The following is an 18027-nucleotide window of genomic DNA, read 5'->3' on the forward strand; positions in this document are numbered from 1 at the left end:
AGCGCCTGACCGACCGCATCCTCTTCCTCGAGGGGCTGCCCAACTACCAGCGGCTCGGCACGCTGCACATCGGGCAGACCGTCGAGGAGCAGCTGGCGCGGGCCAGGCCGATCCGCTGCCGTTCGCCGCCGGACAGGGGCGCCTCGGCGAGCGGGGTGGCGTACCCCTGGGGCAGCCGCTCGACGAAGCCGTCGGCCCTGGCCGCCACGGCCGCCGCCGCGACGGCCTCCGGAGGCGCGCCCGGGAGGCCGAGGGCGACGGCGTCGCCGATGGTGTCGCCGACCAGCACGGGGCGGTCGAAGGCGCAGCCGATCGCGCGCCGCAGTTCGTCGTGCGACAGCTCGGGCAGCGGCACGCCGTCCAGCAGGATCGTCCCGCGTTCGGGGTCGGCCAGGCGGGCCGCCAGCGCGGCGAGCAGCGACTTGCCCGAGCCCGAGCGTCCCACGACCGCCGTCACGGACCCGCCGGGGATGACGAGGTCCCCGACCGTGAGCCCGTGCGCCGCCACGTCCCGGAACTCCAGCGTGCCCGGCAGGGATGTCCCCCCGTTCGAGGCGGGTCTGGAAGGGAGGGCGCGGATGCCGTAGCGGGGACGCGGGATCGCGAGGAGGCCGGCCAGGCGGGCACCCGCCGAGCGGGCCCGGGCCAGGGCCCCGGCCAGTCCGAGCCCGGTGCTGAGGGCCGAGCCCAGCACCGCGTACCTCGCCGCCGCGTACAGCTCCCCCACCGTCAGCTCACCCGAGGCCAGCAGGAGGCCGCCCGCCATCAGCACCGCCACCTCGGCCAGCGGCACGACCAGCCCGGCGCGGACCCCGGCCGAGGCGTTGGCCCGCCACAGGGCCAGGCCGTGCCGGCGCAGCCCTTCCAGGGGCGCGAGGACGCGGTCGCTCTCACGGGCGGCGGTGCCCGCCGCCGCGATGGTGCGGGCGCCGTCCAGCGCGCCGACGAGCCGGGCGGCGATCTCCCCCTGCGCCTCCTGGTAGCCGCCCGCGATCACCGTGGTCGTACGGAGGAACCCGCGCAACACCAGCAGGACGAGGACGATACCGGCGGCCAGGGCGACGGTCAGGACGGGATGGATGAGGGTGAGCGCGACGAGGGCGCCGGCCGTCGGCACGAGCAGCGCGAGCGCGCCGGTGACCGTCTCCGGGGCGCGGCCCGCCTCCTCGGCGTTGAGCCCGGCCCGGGTGGCCAGCTCCCCCTCGGGGAAGCGGCGGGTGGCGGCGGGCCCGGCGCCGAGCACGTGGCGCAGGACCCGGAGCCGGAGCAGGGCCGCCGCGCGGGCGCCGCTCGCGCCGCGCGCCCACACGCCGAGGCTCTCGCACAGCATGACGCACGCGACGAGCGCGACGCAGGCCAGCAGCCAGCTCCCGGCCCCGCCCGCGAAGGCGCCGGTGAGAACGTCGGCGATCCCGTCCGAGGGAGACCCGGCGAAGGCCCCGCCCGGGAACGCCCCGGTGAGGGCGTCGACCGTGCGGCCCGCCGCGTACGGCAGGGCCAGCTCGGCGGCGGCCCCGGCGACGGCCGTGACGGCCAGCACCACGGGCCAGGGCCCGCCGCGCCGTACGGCGTCCATCACCAGCCGGTCCCCGGCGCGCACCCCTACCTCCCTCATCGAAACCACCCCGGAATGCCGGGGATCCCCGCGCCGACGAGAGTGGCGGCGCGGGGATCACCGATGTCGCGGGTCAGTGACAGACCGCGACGCTCAGGTTGCTGGGAGCGCCGGAGTGGCAGCCCAGAACGGTGAGCGTGGAGCCGCCGCTGGCGACGTCGCTGCTCGCCGGGGACTCGAGGCCCTGCAGGTCGAGAAGCACCATGGTTCACACCTCCTTCCGCGTGTCGGGGTGACGGGGCCGCCCTTGCGGGACCGGCTCCAGGAAGGGCAGGTGCACGGGTTGGTCACCCAGCACCGAGCCGAGCGCGAACAGGACACCCGCGGTGCCCGTCGCGAAGTCCATCGAGAGCCGCAGCAGCTGGTCGCCCGGGAGGGCGAGGCCGCCGGCGAACGGCAGCGCGTGCCAGCGCAGCCCGTCGACCAGCCGGCCGGCGTGCGGGTCGCCGCCGGGGAGCGCGGCGATGATGCCGGCCCGGCCGGTGAACAGCCCGGGCTGGACGTAGTAGCCGGCGTGGCCGGCCCGCCGCAGCCGGGGCAGCGCCTCGGCGAGCTCAGGGTCGTCGCGATGCCCGAGGTAGCGGGCGAGGACGAGGGCGATGCCCGCGGATCCCTCGTCGAGGTACGGCAGGAGCCGCCAGCCCTGGTTCACCTGGAGCGAGCCGTCCTGGGCGGTGGCGCAGCGGCGCAGGTCCTGCCGCAGCGCGGTGGCGGCCAGGTCGAGCAGCGCCGTGTCGCCGGTGTGCTCGTAGGCGTGCAGGAACAGCAGGGCCGGGCCGCTGGAGCCGTGCATGAGGCCGGCGCGGGGGTGGTCGCCGCCGCTGGTCTCGGGGACGTCGCCGGGGCCGCCGAGCCGGTCGGCGCAGATGTCGGCGGCGCGCAGCGCGGCCCTGGTCATGTCGGGATCGCCGAGGTGCAGCAGGCACAGGCCGATCCCGGACAGGCCGGAGGAGAGGGCGGACTCGAGGCCGTCCCATCGCTCGCGTAAGCAGGCGGAGGCCAGGTCGAGCGCGTCCTGGCGGCGTCCCAGCCGGTCGAGGACGTACGCGACGCCGTGCAGCCCGTCGTACAGGCCGAGGCCCGACCCCTGGGCGGGCCGCAGCGCCCGCTCGCGCAGCCATTCCTCGTACGCGGGGAACCGGCCGGCGCCGGTGACCGCGAGCGCGTACAGGACGCCGGCGGCGCCGTGGGCGAGGTTGAGCCCGCCGCCGGGGCGGAACTGGGCCACGTCGCCGGGGAAGAGCCGGTCGTCCCGTTCCGGGGTGGCGGAGGCGGTGATGGCCCGGCACATCGCGTCGCGCAGGTCGGGCCAGGGGGCGCGCCCGGGCATGGGCACCCGGTCCGCGGCGGGAGACGACGGCGCCTCGGGGCCGGCGATGGTGGCCGCGGCGGCGCGGGCCATGTCCGCCGTCCCCGGGAAGCTCTCGGCGACCAGCTCGGCGAGCTGCCGGATCTTCGGCCGGTGCAGCGGCAGCATGATGGTGCACTGCGGGGCGAACAACCCGAACCGCAGGCATGCCATCGCGTACCGGTCGACGTCCACCCCCTGCCGGTCCGGCGGCGCGGCGAACGCGGGATGCGCCAGCGCGGAGCGCGCGCCGTCGCCCACGAGGGTGGCGACCTCGTAGTCGATCAGCACCACGCGACCGCCCTCCGTGAGCAGCACGTTGTCGGGGTGCAGGTCGCCGAAGACGACGCCGCGGGCGTGCAGCGCCTCGACGGCCTCCTCCACCCGGTCGAGCGTGGCGAGCGCCCAGCGGGTGTACGCGGCGACGTCCTCGGGCCCGCAGGTGGCCCGGGTCAGGGGGTAGCGGTGGACGAGGCGGCGCTGGAGCGGCGTGCCGTCCACGAACTCGGTCACGATGAAGTGGTGCTCGCCGAGCGTGAAGTGGTCGCGCAGCGCGGGCGCCGCGTCGAGGCCGGCCAGGCGCTCCAGCACGTCGCGCTCGTGGGCGAGCCGGGTGACGGCGTCGCGCCCGGCGGCGTCGAGCCCGGCGTGCGGGCGCGCCTCCTTCAGGACCACCCGCTCGCCGGTGGTGCGGTGGCGGGCCAGGTAGACGCCGCCGCCGTTGGAGAAGTGCAGGACCTGCTCGATCTCGTACGGCAGGCCGTTCGTGGTGACCGCGTTGCGGGCGGCCAGGTGGGGCTCCAGGAAGGCGGGCAGGGTCGTCCACGGCGGCACGGTGAACGTGGCCCCGCGCACGTCGGGCACGAGCCGGCCGTCGCCGTCCTCGACGGCCAGCACCCGCTCGCCGCCGCCGGACAGGCAGTGCCGCTCGGCGAAGCCGCCGTAACGGACGTAGAGCGGGCCCTCGCCGTATCGGAGGTCGCTGAGGACGTACGGGCCCTGGACACCGCGCAGCAGTTCGTGCAGTTCCTTGAGGGCGAGTTCGAGCTGCGCCTCGTCGCGCGGGTAGACGGTGAGGAGTTTGCCGCTGGAGGCGCGGGAGGCGGCCTTGGAATTGACCATCACGTGAACGGCCGGGCCGCGCAGGAACTTGAAGGCGATTCCGCGGGGGACACAATATTCCCACACCGCGGCGATGGCCCGTTCGGCGTCGTCGAGGCGGGCGGAGACGTGGATCTTCCAGCCCTGCCGGGGCAGCGGCGGCTGGCCGGTGGCGGCGTAATAACACCAGGTGCCGGTGACCTCGTGGGCCCAGCCCTCGGGGAGCGGCCGGCGCAGGATGGAGAAGCCCGACTCCTCGGCCTTGGTGCGGCCGAGTGTGTCGTAGAAATGGCTGTCCGCCAGGCAGTACAGCTCATACTGGTCCATCTTGCGCCCCCTTCCGGTGCGGTCTGGAGTAAAGATTGGCGCTCCGGGTGGGTTTGCGGCTAGTAACACGTTAAACCGCTGTATTGTGTGAAATATAATTACATATGTGCGTTTCTCATCAAACGCTGGTTAGACGGTCACGATGGGCTCGCGGAACGAAAGCCGAGAAAGCGAATTCACCGCCACGGAATTCCGTCTCCAGCCACCCGCCCAGCAGCGCGACCCGCTCCGTGAGGTTCACCAGACCGTGCCCACTGTCGCCGTCCCGGCGAACGCGTCCACCATCGCCGTCCCGGCGAACGTGCCCGCCATCGCCGTCCCGGCGCCGGCTGCCCGGGCGGACACCGTCGTTCCTGATCGACAACCGGATCAGCCGGTCCTGCTCGTCCAGCCGGATCACGCAGCGCCGGGCCGCCGCGTGCCGCAGGATGTTCGTCACCCCCTCGCGCAGCACGTGGACCAGCGTCTCGGACACCTCCCCCGGCATGTCACGGCACGACACCCGTACGTCGCAGCGCACCCCCACCGACTCCAGCAGGGCGCGCGCCGACGCCAGCTCGCTCTCCAGCGACGCGTGGCCCGCGCCGTGGGCGACGGCGCGCACGTCCGAGGCGAGGACGCGCAGCAGCTCCAGCGTCTCCCCCGCCTCCATCCCCGCCTTGGGATCGCCCTCCTGCACCAGCCGTTCCACGAGCTGCGCCTTCAGCACCAGGACCGCCAGCCGGTGTCCCACCAGGTCGTGCAGGTCGCGGGTGAAGCGGCGGCGCTCCAGCGCGACCGCCCGTTCGATGACGTCGTTACGGGCGCCGGCCAGCCAGTGCGCCCGCCCGGCGAGCGTCACCACGGCGTACTCGGCCAGCCCCAGCGCCGGCGCCGCCACCGCCCAGCCGGTGTGGGTCAGCGCGCCCGGCGGCGCCCACAGCAGCACCGGGCCGCACGCCACCGCGAGGGCCACCAGCACCAGCGACCTGATCCGGTACGCGGTGACGAGCAGCGCGCCCGCCAGGAGCCCGCACACCGGCGTCCACGCCGCCCCGTACCACGGCATCGGCAGGTACGTCAGCCACGCCTGCGCCCCGACCAGCCACCACCCGCCCTCGCGGCGCGCCAGCACCCCGAACAGGAACCGCGCGTGCACGGCCAGCAGCGCCATCAGCACCGCCACCCCGGCGAACGCCCACCCCGGCCCGCCGCCCACCGCGCCGCCGGTCACCGCCCCGCCGGTCGCCGCCCCGCCCGGCGCCACGGCCGCCGTCAGCGCCGCCTGGACCGGCGCGGTCACGCCCGCCAGCCCCGCCGTCAACGCGACCCGGCCCAGCAGCAACGGGGACATGGGGGTGACGACCGCCGAGCGCATTCGGGCCGCGAACCCGCTTCCTGTGCCGTACACCCGCCCCCCGCACGCCCGGTCCCGCCCCTTCCTCTAATCGACCCGATTGATCGCCGCGTGTAAAGGACATGGCCTGGTTCGGACACCTCGGGGCCACAATTCTGCAGAAAACTGCCCGTCATAGGGTTGACCCCATGGAATACACGCGACTCGGCACTACCGGCCTGAAGGTCTCCCGCATCTGCCTCGGCATGATGAGCTTCGGCGATCCGGCCAAGATGGAGTGGACGCTTCCCGAGGAGCAGGCGGAGCCGCTCGTCCGCCGCGCGGCCGACGCCGGCGTGACCTTCTTCGACACCGCGAACGTCTACAGCGACGGCGCCAGCGAGGTCGTCACCGGCAGCCTGCTGCGCAAGATCTTCCCCAGCCGCGAGGACTACGTGCTGGCGACGAAGGTCTACTTCCCCATGGGCAAGGGGCGCAACGACCGCGGCCTGTCGCGCAAGCACATCCACGCCTCGATCGACGCGTCCCTGCGCCGGCTCGGCACCGACTACGTGGACCTCTACCAGATCCACCGCTGGGACGACGAGACGCCCGTCGAGGAGACGATGGAGGCGCTGCACGACGTGGTCAAGGCCGGCAAGGTCCGCTACATCGGGGCGTCCACCATGTGGGCGTGGCAGTTCGCCAAGGCCCAGCACGTCGCCGAGGTCAACGGCTGGACCAGGTTCGTGTCGATGCAGCCCCACTACAACCTGCTCTACCGCGAGGAGGAGCGGGAGATGCTGCCGCTCTGCCTGGACCAGGGCGTCGGCGTCATCCCGTGGAGCCCGCTGGCGCGCGGCGTGCTGGCCCGCGCCGGCCAGGACGCCGCCACCGCGCGGGCCGGCTCGGACCCCCGCATCGACTTCCTGTACGAGCCCGACAACGACCAGCTCATCATCGACCGGGTGGCCCGGATCGCCAAGGAGCGCGACCTGCCTCCCGCGCAGATCGCCCTGGCCTGGGTGCTCCAGCAGCCGGCGATCACGGCGCCGATCGTGGGCGCCACGAAGGACCGGCACGTGGACGACGCGGTCGCCGCGGTGGACGTGCGCCTCTCGGAGGAGGAGCTCGCCACCCTCGCCGAGCCGTACCGGCCGCGCGAGGTCCGCTTCTAGCCAGGTCCGCTCCGGACCGGTTCCCTCAGGTTCGCGCGGCCCTTCGCCCGGCGGGCGGGGAGCCGTGCGGGCGGGGCGGAAGTGTCGGTGGCGGCTTCTAAGCTTTGGCCATGGCACGTGCTAACGAGGAAGCGGCGGCGGCGCTGCAGGAGTACGCCGAGCTGTTCGCGCTGACGGGCGGCGACGCCTTCAGGGTGCGCAGCTACCAGAAGGCCGCCAAGGCCATCGCCGGTTTCCCCGAGGACATCTCGGCGGTCGACGTGCGCTCCGTCCCGGGCGTCGGCGAGGCGATCGCGAAGAAGATGGAGGAGTTCCTGCAGCGCGGGAGCTTCCGGCAGCTCGACGACCTGCGCGGCCGGGTCCCCGAGGGGGTGCTGCGGCTGACGCGGGTGCCCTCGCTGGGCCCGAAGACCGCGATCATGCTGTTCGAGGACTTCGGCATCGACTCCCCCGGCGCGCTCGGCGAGGCCATCGCGGCGGGCCGGCTCGACGGCGTCAAGGGCCTCGGCGCCAAGACCCTGGCCAATCTCGCCAAGGGCGTCCAGCAGATCGAGCAGGCCGGCCGCCGCGTCCACATCGGCGTGGCCATGTCGCTGGCCGAGCAGGTGATGGCGTCGCTGCCGGCCGAGCGGATCGCCTACGCCGGTTCGCTGCGCCGCATGAAGGACACGATCGGCGACATCGACATCCTCGCCGTGGCGCCCGAGTCGATCATGGAGGAGTTCCGGGCGAAGCCGTACGTCGCGGAGGTGATCGCGGCGGGCGACAAGAAGACGTCGGTCCGCACCACCTCCGGCGTCCAGGTCGACCTGCGGGTGGTGCCCGCGGGCTCGTGGGGCGCCGCCCTGCAGTACTTCACGGGCTCCAAGGAGCACAACGTCGCGGTCCGCGAACTGGCCGTCAAGAAGGGCTGGAAGCTGTCGGAGTACGGCCTGTTCGAGGGCGAGCGGGTGATCGCCGCCGAGACCGAGGAGGACATCTACGCCGCGCTCGGCATGCAGTACGTCCCGCCGCCCATGCGTGAGGACGGCGGCGAGGTGCGCGCGGCGCTGCGCGGCGAGCTGCCCGAGCTGGTGCGCCTCGAAGACCTGCGGGGCGACCTGCACACCCACACCGACCTCACCGACGGCATCGCCTCGCTGGAGGACATGGTGGCCGCCGCCGAGGCGCGCGGCTACTCCTACTACGCGGTCACCGACCACGCGCCCGACCTGGCCATGCAGCGCATGACGCTCGACAAGGCGCTGGAGCAGCGCGCGCGGCTGGCCAAGCTCCAGGAGCGCCACCCGGGCATGCGGCTGCTGCACGGCACCGAGCTCAACATCGCGCCCGACGGTTCGGTCGACTGGCCCGCCGAGGTGCTGCGGGAGTTCGACGTTTGCGTGGCCTCCGTCCACTCCCACTTCGGCATGCCGCGCGACGAGATGACCCGCCGCTTCATCACCGCCTGCGAGAACCCGTACGTCGACATCATCGGCCACCCCACCACCCGCAAGATCGGCAAGCGCGACCCGGTCGACGCCGACTGGGACGCCGTCTTCCGCGCCGCCGCCCGCACGGGCACGGTCATGGAGATCGACTCCTACCCCGACCGCTCCGACCTGCCGGCCGACCTGGTGCGGCTGGCCAAGCACCACGGGGTGAAGTTCTCCATCGACAGCGATTCCCACGCCATCCCCCACCTGGCCCACCAGCGGTTCGGCGTCGGCATCGCGCAGCGGGCCTGGCTCACCACCGACGACGTGATCAACACCTGGCCGCTGGAGCGGCTCCAGGCGTTCCTGCGGCCCTGACACCCGCCGGTGTGCGGTGACTCCGTGATCCCGCTGCGTCTCGGAGACGGCGCCGAGGAGACGACGGGCCGGAGTGCGCGATTCCGGAGGGATCGCGGCGACGCGCCGGGATCCCGGGGTTCGGGAGGAGCGCGGCGTAAGGTGAAGACGACCGGCCCTCCCTCCTGCGGGGAGAGCCGGCCTGTCGGTCCTTCGGCATCGGGAGGGCGCATGACGGCGAAGGCGTTCGCCTCGTCGGCCGACCTGGCCGACAAGCGGCAGACCCTGGACGTGCTCGCGGACGGCGTGTACGCGTTCACCGCCGAGGGCGACCCCAACGCCGGAGCGATCGAGGGCGAGGACTTCCTCGTCTGCTTCGAGGCGCTGGCCACGCCCGTGGCGGCGCGCGAGTGGCTGGCCCGGCTGCGCGAGCACACCCGCAAGCCGGTGCGCTACCTCGTGCTGTCGCACTACCACGCCGTGCGGGTGCTGGGCGCGAGCGCGTTCGGCGCCGACGTCGTCGTGGCGCACGACAAGACGCGCGAGCTGATCGCCGAACGCGGCAAGGAGGACTGGGAGTCCGAGTTCGGGCGGATGCCGCGCCTGTTCAAGGAGCCCGGCAGCATCCCGGGTCTGACGTGGCCGACGCTGACCTTCTCCGAACGGCTCACGATCGACCTCGGTGGCGGGCGCGGCGACCTCGTGCTGTGGCACTGCGGGCGCGGCCACACCGAGGGCGACCTCGTGGCGTGGCTGCCGGAGCAGCGCATCCTGTTCGCCGGCGACCTGGTGGAGGCCCAGGCCGCCCTCTACACAGGCGACGCCTTCCACCGCGACTGGGCCACCGGCACGCTCGACCGGATCGCCGGGCTCGGCGCCGAGACGCTGGTCGGGGGTCGCGGCGCGGTCGCCCGGGGGCGGGAGGCGGTGGACGCGGCCATCGCGCAGACCCGGATGTTCCTGGAGGTCATGATCCGGGAGGTGGGCGCGGTGCGCGACGCGGGCGGCACGCTCAAGCAGGCGTTCGAGGCGGTGCGCGAGCGGCTCGCGCCCCGGTTCGGCGGGTGGCCGATCTTCGAGCACTGCCTGCCGTTCGACGTCTCGCGGCTGTGGGACGAGCTGTCCGGCGTCGAACGCCCGCGCGTCTGGACGGCGACCCGCGACCGCGAGGTCTGGGACCTCCTCCAGGGCTGAGCGACGATGCCGGACGCCGAACCGCTTCCCGAGACCGCGCCACCCGCCGCCCCTTCCACGACACCCGCCGCCTCCAGGACGAACGTCCCACCCGCCGCCGCTTCCACGACACCCGCCGTCTTCGCGGCGAACGCGCCACCTGATGGGCCTTCCACCGCGCCCCCGCCCCCTCTCACCTCGGACGCCACACGGGAAGACGCACGCGCGACGGAGGCGTCGTCGCTGCCCGTGGTCGTGATCGGGGCGGGGCCGGTGGGGCAGACCGCGGCGCTGCTGCTGGCCCGCTGGGGGGTGCCCGTCGTCGTCCTCGACGGGCGGCCCGGCCGCGTCCCCGCCGGGTCGAGGTCGATCTGCCAGCAGCGGGACGTGCTCGACGTGTGGGAGGCCGCCGGTTGCGGCGCCATCACCGCCGAAGGGCTGACCTGGACCACCGCCCGCACCTACTACCGGGACCGCGAGCTGTTCGCGTGGAGCTTCGACCCGGGCCGTTCGCCCCTGCCGCCGTTCGTGAACATCTCGCAGGCCCGCACCGAGGAGCTGCTGGACGAGCGGATCGCCGCGACGCCGCTCATCGACGTGCGGTGGGGGCACGAGGCGGTCGCGTTCCCGGCCGACCCCGGCGGCGTCACCGTGCGGTGCGCGAACGGCGCCGAGGTGCGGGGCTCGCACGCGATCGCCTGCGCCGGCGCCCACGGCGGCGCCGTCCGGGACGCGCTGGGGGTGTCGTTCGACGGGGAGACGTTCGACGAGCGGTTCCTCATCTGCGACATCCGGGCCGACCTGCCCGGCTGGGAGCGGGAACGGCGTTTCCACTTCGACCCCGCCTGGAACCCCGGCCGACAGGTGCTCATCCACCCGTGCCCGGGCTCGACGTACCGGATCGACTGGCAGGTGCCGCCGGATTTCGACCTCGCCGCCGAGGAGGAGTCGGGCGGGCTCGACCGGCGGATCCGGATGATCGTGGGCGAGCGGCCGTACGAGCTGGTGTGGCGGACCGTGTACCGCTTCCACGCGCGGGTGGCGGGGCGGATGCGGGTCGGTCGGGTGCTGCTGGCGGGCGACTGCGCGCACCTGGTGGCGCCGTTCGGGGCCCGGGGGCTGAACTCGGGGGTGCCGGACGCGGAGAACGCCGCGTGGAAGATCGCGTTCGTCCGGCGCGGGTGGGCGCCGGAGGAATTGCTGGGGACGTACGACGTGGAACGGCGGGCGGCGGCGCTGGAGAACCTGGAGGTGACGGGGGCGACGATGCGTTTCCTGGTGCCGCGCACGGAGGAGGGCCGGGCCCGCCGCCGCGAGATCCTCGAACGCGCCGCCCGGACACGCCCGGCCCCCGGTGATGCGGGCCCAGCCCCCGGTGGCGTGGGCCCGGACGCCGGACGCGCGAACCCGGACGCCGGAGGGGCGGGCCCGGGCAGTGGAGGGGCGGGGAGTGATGCCGGGGAGGCGGTGGCGGCGGTGGATTCGGGGCGGTTCGCGGAGCCGTTCTGGTATCTCGACTCGCCGCTGACGACGCCCGCGCCCGGGCGGACGTTCACCGGACGGCCCCCGAGAGGCGAGTCGCCCGCCCCGGTGCCCGGCGTCATCGTGCCCGACGCGCCCGTCTCCGTCCCGGGACGGCCGGAGGTGACCAGGTTGCGGCAGCTCTGCCGGGACGGGCTGCTCGTCCTGTTCACCGAGGGCTGCGACCGCGAGCCGCTCGCGGCGGCGGCCCGGGCCGCGGTACGGGCGCCGGTCACGGTGGTGGCGCTGGAGGAGGTCGACCCGGGCGGCGACGTGCGCAAGGCGCTGGAAGCGAGGCCGTGCGAGGCGTGGCTCGTCCGCCCTGACGCCCACATCGCCGCCGTCCTCACCGCCCCCGACCCGGCCGCCCTGGCACGCGCCGCCCGCCGCTCCCTCGGCCACTCCCTGCCCTGCCCCCAGAGCTTTCCCGAGGAGAGCCGCCACCCGTCATGAACGGCCCGCCCCTCCCGAGGAGAGCCCCCCGTCGAGAACGCCAGACCCCTCCCGAGGTGAGCCACCCCCCGTCGAGAACGTCCGACCCCCTCCCGTGGTGAGCCACCCCGTCGAGAGCGGCCGGACGGCCCGGCGAGGACGCGGCCGGCAATCGGGACGCTCCACCGGCAACCCGCCTCCTCGAGAGGGCACGAGGCCGCTTCCCCACACGGGAGGCGTCGGGCGGACGTCACGATCGTCGGGCCGGAGATGGCGCAGCGCCTGGTGTCCCTCGCCATGACGGGACTGGCCGGCTGCCCCTCGGGCGATGCCGTGACGATTCCTCGCGGCACATGGATCGGGGCCCACGACTATGATTACATGGTTTTCCAGTAGGAAATAAAGATTGCGGAGGTGGTGCCCCGTGAAGCAGGCCGTGACCACGATCGTCAAGCCCCTCCCGGACCACCTGTTCCGCCTGCACGACGGCAACGCCGAGATGCGCTGGGAAGCCATGGCCGGCGTGGGCTACCACACCCCCAACGACCGGTTCTTCGTGCGCAACCACACCTCTACCCCGCTCGTCGACGCCGCCACCTGGCGGCTGCGCCTCCACGGCCCCGGCGTGCGATGTCCCGGCTCGTACACGTACCGGCAACTGCTGGCCATGCCCGCGCGGACGATCGACGCCGCGATCGAGTGCGCCGGCAACGGCCGAAGCCTCTACGGCATCCAGCAGCACGCCCCGGCCCCCGGGGCGCAGTGGGGGCTCGGCGCGATCGGCGTGGCGCGCTGGCGCGGCGTGCCCCTGTCGTACCTCCTGCGGCAGGCCGGCGTGCGGCCCGACGCGGTGGACGTGGTGGCGCGCGGGCTCGACGCGCCGTTCGAGGACCACGGCCGGGTACGCCGGCCACTGCCCGTGGGCAAGGCCATGGACGACGTGATCGTCGCCTACGAGATGAACGGCGAGCCACTTCCGCCCGATCATGGATTTCCGGCGCGCCTGGTGGTCCCGGGATGGGCGGGAATAGCGTCGATCAAATGGCTGGGCGATCTCGAGGTGGCCACCGAGGAGATCTTCACCCCCTGGAACACCTTGTTCTACCGCGATATCACCACGCAACCCGTCAAGAGCGCTTTCGAGCTCGCCTGGGACGCCGTGCTGCCCTTCGGCGTCCCGCACATCCTGCACGGCCGGTCATGGTCGGGTCGCGGCCGGATCACCCGCGTGGAGGTGAGCGCCGACGGCGGGCGCACCTGGCGCCCGGCCGAGCACCACGGCCGTCGCCTGGTCGGTGCCTGGTTGCCGTGGCACATCCAGTGGGCGCCGCGCGCACCCGGACGGCACGTCCTCATGGCCCGCGCCACCGACGAGACCGGCGCGACGCAGCCGCTGATCACTCCGCGTCACCCCTTCGGCTACCACTTCGACGCCGTCGCGCAACACCCCATTCATGTTGTCACCGGATAGGAAAATGTCACGAATCCCGGGCGAGCTGCACATTCCCCATTCGCCTCTCCGGGTACGGTGAATTCATCTGAAAGACTCGCGCGGAAACCCATCCGAAATCGGCCCGTGTGACGCTGCCCACACGAGACCATGAGGAGATGAGATGCGCCAGCTGACCGCACTCGACGCGCAGTTCCTCAATGTCGAGTCCGCGACCACCACCGCGCACGTGGCGGGGCTGGCGATCCTCGACCCGGCGGACGGCGCGGTCACCCGTGACGCACTGGCCGAGCTGCTGCTCGAACGGGCCCACCTGTCCCCCGCCCTCAGCCTCCGGCTCGTCCCGGTGCCGTTCGGCCTCGACCATCCGTACTGGGCGGCGGATCCCGGCTTCGACATCGGGAACCACCTGTTCGAGACGGTGCTGCCGGAGCCGGGCGGCCAGCGGCTCCTGGCCGGGGAAGTGGCGCGGATCCACGCCCGGCGGCTCGACCGGGCTCACCCGCTGTGGGAGATGCACCTCATCCGCGGACTGGCGGGCGGCCTGGTGGCGGTGTACACGAAGGTGCACCACGCGGCCATCGACGGCGTCACGGGAGCCGAGACGCTCGCCGCCCTGCTCGACCTCGCCCCGGGCGACCGCCGCGCGCGCACGTCGCGGGCCGACGCCACGGTCGTCCCCCTGCGCGCCCCCGGCGAGAAGCACGGCACAGGCACCGACGAGGGGCCGGACCTGGTGCGGATGCTCGCCGGCGCCGCCGTGCGGTCCGCCACGCAGCCCGCCCGCGCCCTGCGCTCCGTGGTCCGCGCCGCCGCCGACCTCGACGCCATCCCGCTGGCCTCCACGCTGCCCGGCGCCGGCCTGATCGCCCGTACGGCCAGACTGGTGACCGGTGACCGGCAGGAGCGTTCCGAGGTGCCGCGGCTGACCGCCCCGTGCACCCCGTTCAACGGCCCCGTCAGCGCCGAGCGGCGCGTGTCGTTCGGCTCGGTCCCGCTCAAGGACGTCAAGAGCGTGGCCAAGGCGAACGGCATCAGCGTCAACGACGTGGTGATGACGTTGTGCGCCTCGGCTCTGCGGGCGTGGCTGGTCGAGCGGGACGCGCTGCCCGGCGAGCCGCTGGTCGCCGCCGTACCCGTCGCGGTCCGCACGGGCGGCGCCCGCCAGGGTGTGGGCAACCAGATCTCCGCCATGGTCGCCCCGCTCCCCACGAACGTGGCCGGCGCCCGCGAGCGCCTGCGCGAGACGGGGGCGGCGATGCGCGCGGCCAAGCGCAGGTTCGCCGACGCGCCGGCCTCCTGGCTTGAGGACCTGTGCTCGCTGCTGCCCGCCCCGATCACGACCCTGGCCACGCCGGCGCTCTTCCGGCTGGCGTCGGTGGCCTTCCCGCCCGTCAACATCATCATCAGCAACGTGCCGGGCCCGCAGTTCCCGCTGTACCTGTGCGGGGGCCGGGTGCTGTCGTACTACCCGCTGTCGGTGGTGACCGACGTGAGCGGCGGGCTCAACATCACGTGCTTCTCGTACGACGGCATGCTGGACTTCGGCCTCGTGGCCTGCCCGGAGCGGGCGGACGACGTGTGGGGCCTGCTCGGCCACCTGCGGGCCGCGCTCGACGAGCTCCTGGACCTCGACCGCGCCTGACCGGGCCCACGCCGTACGGCACCTCCTAGGCGAGGGAGTGGGCGATGAGCTCGGCGACGGCGTCGGGGTCGAGCTGGTGGCCGGTGAGCTGGCAGAGGGTCTCCTGGTAGAGCAGGACGGCGGCGAACGTGGCCGCCGCCACCTCCAGCCGCGCGGCGTCGCCCCGGGCCCCCGGCAGGGCCAGCTCCAGGGCGAACCTGGCCCGCCGGATCAGCTCCCCGTTCAGGCGGCCGAGCCGTTCACGTACGGAGCCGTGGGTGTCGGCCTCGCGGAACAGGATGCGCCGCATCGCCGGCGAGGCCCGCAGCGGCAGCCGTCGTGCCAGCCGGGAGAGCGTGCCGGCCGGGTCGCCGGGAACGGCGTCGACGTCGCGGTCCACCTCCACGAGCGTCCGCTCGTCGACCAGCGCGACGAGCACGTCGATCTTGTGCGGGAAGTAGTGGAAGACCAGCCCCTTCGGCACCTGAGCCGACCGGGCGATGACGGAGGTGGGGGTGGCCTCGTAGCCGCCTCCGGCGAACAGCTCCTCCGCCGCGTCCAGGATGCGCGTCCGCGCGTCACCGCTCACCACAGCCGAACCTTAGCCTCCGCCAGTTCCGCCCCGCCATCCCGTCACGGCGAGACCGTCCTGGCGCCCACCCTTTGCGACATTTATCTATCATATGCGACAAAACTGTCTCACGGTTGACGAGGAGCCCCCATGGGCCGGGACGAGATCATGAGCGCGGCCATCCGGCACCTGAACACCGACCCCGCCGCCTCCATGGCGCAGATCGCCGAGGCCGCCGGGGTCAGCCGGGCCACCCTGCACAGGCACTTCAGCGGGCGCGAGGACCTCATGCTCGCCCTCGCCCACCAGTCGCTGGACCGCTGGGCCGAGGCGCAGGCCGGCGCCGGCATCGCCGAGGCGACGGCCTCCGCCGACCCGGAGCGGCTCGGACACGCCCTCCACGCTTTGCTGACCGCCCTGATCGAGATCGCCGACGAGTACGGGTTCGGCCTCGCCGACCACGCCATGGCCGTACACCCCGATCTGCTGCCCCGCTCGGAGGAGCTGGAGGAGCGCGAGGTCGCGTTCCTGGCCGCCGCCCAGCGCGCGGGAGTGCTGCGCGACGACCTGCCGGCGCGCTGGCTGAGCAGCGCGGTGCTCGGCCTGGCGGTGGCCGCCCGGGAGAGCCTGCGGCGCGGCGACATCGCCCGCCGCGACGTGCCGCGGCTGCTGCTCGGCATGTTCTTCGACGGTGCCGCCGCCCGGAACCCCGGCGAGCGGACCGTACCAGCCGGGCGGGAGGGCCGATGACCGGCTCCCGGGGGCGCTGGGCCGGGCTGGCCGTGCTGTCCGTCAGCGTGCTGGTCGTCGTCATGGACATGACCGTGCTCAACGTGGCGCTGCCCGCCATCACCGAGGACCTGTGGCCGGACGCGGTCCAGGTGCTGTGGATGGTGGACGTCTACGCGCTCGTGCTGGCGGGCCTGCTCGTCACGCTCGGCGCCCTGGGCGACCGGTGGGGGCGCAGGCGGCTGCTGCGGAGCGGGTTCGCCGTGTTCGGGACCGCGTCCGCCGCCGTGCTCGCCGCGGACGGCCCGGAGGCGGTCATCGCGGTGCGCGCGCTGCTGGGCGTGGGCGGCGCGATGATCATGCCGTCCACATTGTCCATGATCCGCCACCTGTTCCCCGACCCGCGCGAGCGCGCCACGGCGCTCGGCGTCTGGACGGCCATGGCGGCCGTGGGCGGCGCGCTCGGCCCGGTGCTGGGCGGGCTGCTGTTGGAGCGGCTGAGCTGGCGGGCGGCGTTCCTGGTCAACGTGCCGGTGATGGCCGTGGCGCTCGTCGCGGGGCTGCTCCTGCTGCCGGAGTCCCGGAATCCGGCCCCCGGCCGCTGGGACGTGCCCGGCGCGGTCCTGTCGTTCGCCGGCATGGTGGCGCTCGTCTACGCCGTCAAGCACGCCGGCGCGGGCGGGGGCGCATTCGACGGGGTGACGCTGTCCGCGGGGGTGTTCGCGGTGGCGGCGCTGGCCACCTCGGTCGCGATGACGGGGACGCTGCTGCTCCTCGCCCAGTGGCTGCAGCTCGTTGGCCGGGCGGGACGTGACAGGGGGCGCCTCGGGCGCGTTCGGAGGCTGACGGGATACTGGGCCGATGAGAGTGATAGGCCGTACGGATCTGTCCGTCTTCCCCATAGCGCTCGGCACCAACGTCTTCGGCTGGACCGCCTCCAAGCAGGACGCGTTCGCGGTCCTCGACGCCTACGTCGAGGGCGGCGGCAACTTCGTCGACACCGCTGACGTCTATCCTCACTGGGCCACCGGCGAGCCCACCTCCGAGCTGATCATCGGCGAGTGGCTGCAGGCGCGCGGCAACCGTGAGTCGATCGTGCTGGCCACCAAGGTCGGCATGCTGGAGGGCGTGCGGGGCCTGGCCCCGCACACCGTCCGCACCGCGGTCGAGGGGTCGCTGCGCCGGATGCGCACCGACTACATCGACCTCTACTGGGCGCACGTGGACGACCGGGACACGCCGCTCGCCGAGACGCTCGGCGCGTTCGACGCGCTGGTGCGCGAGGGCAAGGTCCGGCACATCGGAGCCTCCAACTACGAGGCCGACCGGCTGGCCGAGGCGCTGAAGGTCTCCGACGACGCGGGCCTGGCCCGCTATGTGGCGCTCCAGCAGCAGTACAACCTGGTCGAGCGCGGGTACGAGGGCGAGCTGCGCGACGTGGTGGCCCGTGAGGGGCTGTCCAGCACGCCGTGGTCGTCGCTCGCGCGCGGCTTCCTGACCGGCAAGTACCGTCCCGGGGTCACGATCGACAGCCCGAGGGCCGAGCGGGCGCGCGAGTACCTGGGCACGGTGCGCGGCCCGCGCACCGTCGAGGCGCTCGTACGGGTGGCGTCGGCGCGCGGGGTGGAGCCCGCGTCGGTGGCGCTGGCCTGGCTGGCCGCGCAGCCCACGGTCACGGCGCCGATCGCCAGCGCCCGCGACGTCGGGCAGCTCCGGCCGCTGCTGGAGGCCGCCGCCCTCAAGCTCGACGCCGACGAGCTGCGCCTGCTCGACGAGGCCTCCCGCCCTTGAGCAGCCCGGCCCGGCACGGACCAGCGGAACCGCGCGACCGTTACCTCATCTTGATCAGCGACAATGATCATGTGATACTT

At 73.8% G+C, this 18027-nt stretch carries 13 protein-coding genes and 2 pseudogenes; 10 read left to right on the forward strand and 5 right to left on the reverse strand.

Going from position 1 to position 18027, the window contains the following annotated elements:
• Positions 1-95 (forward strand): annotated as a pseudogene (locus AB0H81_RS14900) (bacterioferritin); the annotation flags it as partial.
• Positions 96-148: 53 nt separating this feature from the next.
• Here AB0H81_RS14900 and AB0H81_RS14905 read toward each other — a convergent pair.
• The 4 genes and pseudogenes from AB0H81_RS14905 to AB0H81_RS14920 form a co-directional block, all read right to left on the reverse strand.
• A pseudogene (locus AB0H81_RS14905) lies at positions 149-1615 on the reverse strand (ABC transporter ATP-binding protein); the annotation flags it as partial.
• A gap of 73 nt (positions 1616-1688) precedes the next feature.
• Complete coding sequence (locus AB0H81_RS14910; RefSeq protein WP_175595241.1) at positions 1689-1820, reverse strand: SapB/AmfS family lanthipeptide; 132 nt, start codon at positions 1818-1820, stop codon at positions 1689-1691.
• A gap of 3 nt (positions 1821-1823) precedes the next feature.
• Positions 1824-4391, reverse strand: coding sequence for a class III lanthionine synthetase LanKC (gene lanKC / locus AB0H81_RS14915; protein WP_358374237.1), 2568 nt, complete (start codon positions 4389-4391; stop codon positions 1824-1826).
• Positions 4392-4509: 118 nt separating this feature from the next.
• A complete protein-coding gene (locus AB0H81_RS14920) occupies positions 4510-5724 on the reverse strand; it encodes a histidine kinase (RefSeq protein ID WP_358374240.1) in 1215 nt (404 codons plus the stop codon).
• A gap of 191 nt (positions 5725-5915) precedes the next feature.
• On the opposite strand from AB0H81_RS14920, the gene AB0H81_RS14925 reads away from it, so the two are divergent.
• From AB0H81_RS14925 to AB0H81_RS14950, 6 genes are all read left to right on the forward strand, one after another.
• Entirely contained in the window at positions 5916-6884 is a 969-nt protein-coding gene (locus AB0H81_RS14925) for an aldo/keto reductase (RefSeq protein ID WP_358374243.1), read from the forward strand.
• A gap of 110 nt (positions 6885-6994) precedes the next feature.
• Entirely contained in the window at positions 6995-8677 is a 1683-nt protein-coding gene (gene polX / locus AB0H81_RS14930; RefSeq protein ID WP_358374246.1) for a DNA polymerase/3'-5' exonuclease PolX, read from the forward strand.
• 210 nt (positions 8678-8887) lie between these two features.
• Positions 8888-9850: an MBL fold metallo-hydrolase gene (locus AB0H81_RS14935; RefSeq protein WP_358374248.1), complete on the forward strand. Its 963-nt coding sequence runs from the start codon at positions 8888-8890 to the stop codon at positions 9848-9850.
• Between the two features lie 228 nt (positions 9851-10078).
• On the forward strand, positions 10079-11803 hold the full coding sequence (locus tag AB0H81_RS14940) for an FAD-dependent monooxygenase (RefSeq protein ID WP_358374250.1): 1725 nt from the start codon (positions 10079-10081) through the stop codon (positions 11801-11803).
• A 403-nt stretch (positions 11804-12206) separates the two neighbouring features.
• The gene (locus AB0H81_RS14945) at positions 12207-13253 is read left to right on the forward strand and encodes a sulfite oxidase (protein ID WP_358374252.1); all 1047 of its coding nucleotides are present in this window, start codon (positions 12207-12209) and stop codon (positions 13251-13253) included.
• A 142-nt stretch (positions 13254-13395) separates the two neighbouring features.
• Positions 13396-14877 carry a wax ester/triacylglycerol synthase family O-acyltransferase gene (locus tag AB0H81_RS14950; protein WP_358374255.1) on the forward strand — a complete coding sequence of 494 codons (1482 nt, stop codon included), beginning with the start codon at positions 13396-13398 and terminating at the stop codon, positions 14875-14877.
• Positions 14878-14902: 25 nt separating this feature from the next.
• Here the strand turns inward: AB0H81_RS14950 and AB0H81_RS14955 are convergent, their stop codons facing one another.
• Positions 14903-15445 carry a TetR/AcrR family transcriptional regulator gene (locus tag AB0H81_RS14955; RefSeq protein WP_358374258.1) on the reverse strand — a complete coding sequence of 181 codons (543 nt, stop codon included), beginning with the start codon at positions 15443-15445 and terminating at the stop codon, positions 14903-14905.
• Positions 15446-15577: 132 nt separating this feature from the next.
• On the opposite strand from AB0H81_RS14955, the gene AB0H81_RS14960 reads away from it, so the two are divergent.
• The 3 genes from AB0H81_RS14960 to AB0H81_RS14970 are packed head-to-tail and all read left to right on the forward strand — an operon-like array spanning position 15578 to position 17947.
• Positions 15578-16177: a helix-turn-helix domain-containing protein gene (locus AB0H81_RS14960; RefSeq protein ID WP_358374261.1), complete on the forward strand. Its 600-nt coding sequence runs from the start codon at positions 15578-15580 to the stop codon at positions 16175-16177.
• Entirely contained in the window at positions 16174-17163 is a 990-nt protein-coding gene (locus AB0H81_RS14965) for an MFS transporter (RefSeq protein WP_358374264.1), read from the forward strand. The genes AB0H81_RS14960 and AB0H81_RS14965 overlap by 4 nt, the downstream gene beginning before the upstream one ends.
• Entirely contained in the window at positions 17057-17947 is an 891-nt protein-coding gene (locus AB0H81_RS14970) for an aldo/keto reductase (protein WP_358374375.1), read from the forward strand. The genes AB0H81_RS14965 and AB0H81_RS14970 overlap by 107 nt, the downstream gene beginning before the upstream one ends.
• The last annotated feature ends 80 nt before the right edge of the window (positions 17948-18027 follow it).

It is taken from the genome of Nonomuraea sp. NPDC050691 (assembly GCF_040654455.1).
Lineage (GTDB): Bacteria > Actinomycetota > Actinomycetes > Streptosporangiales > Streptosporangiaceae > Nonomuraea.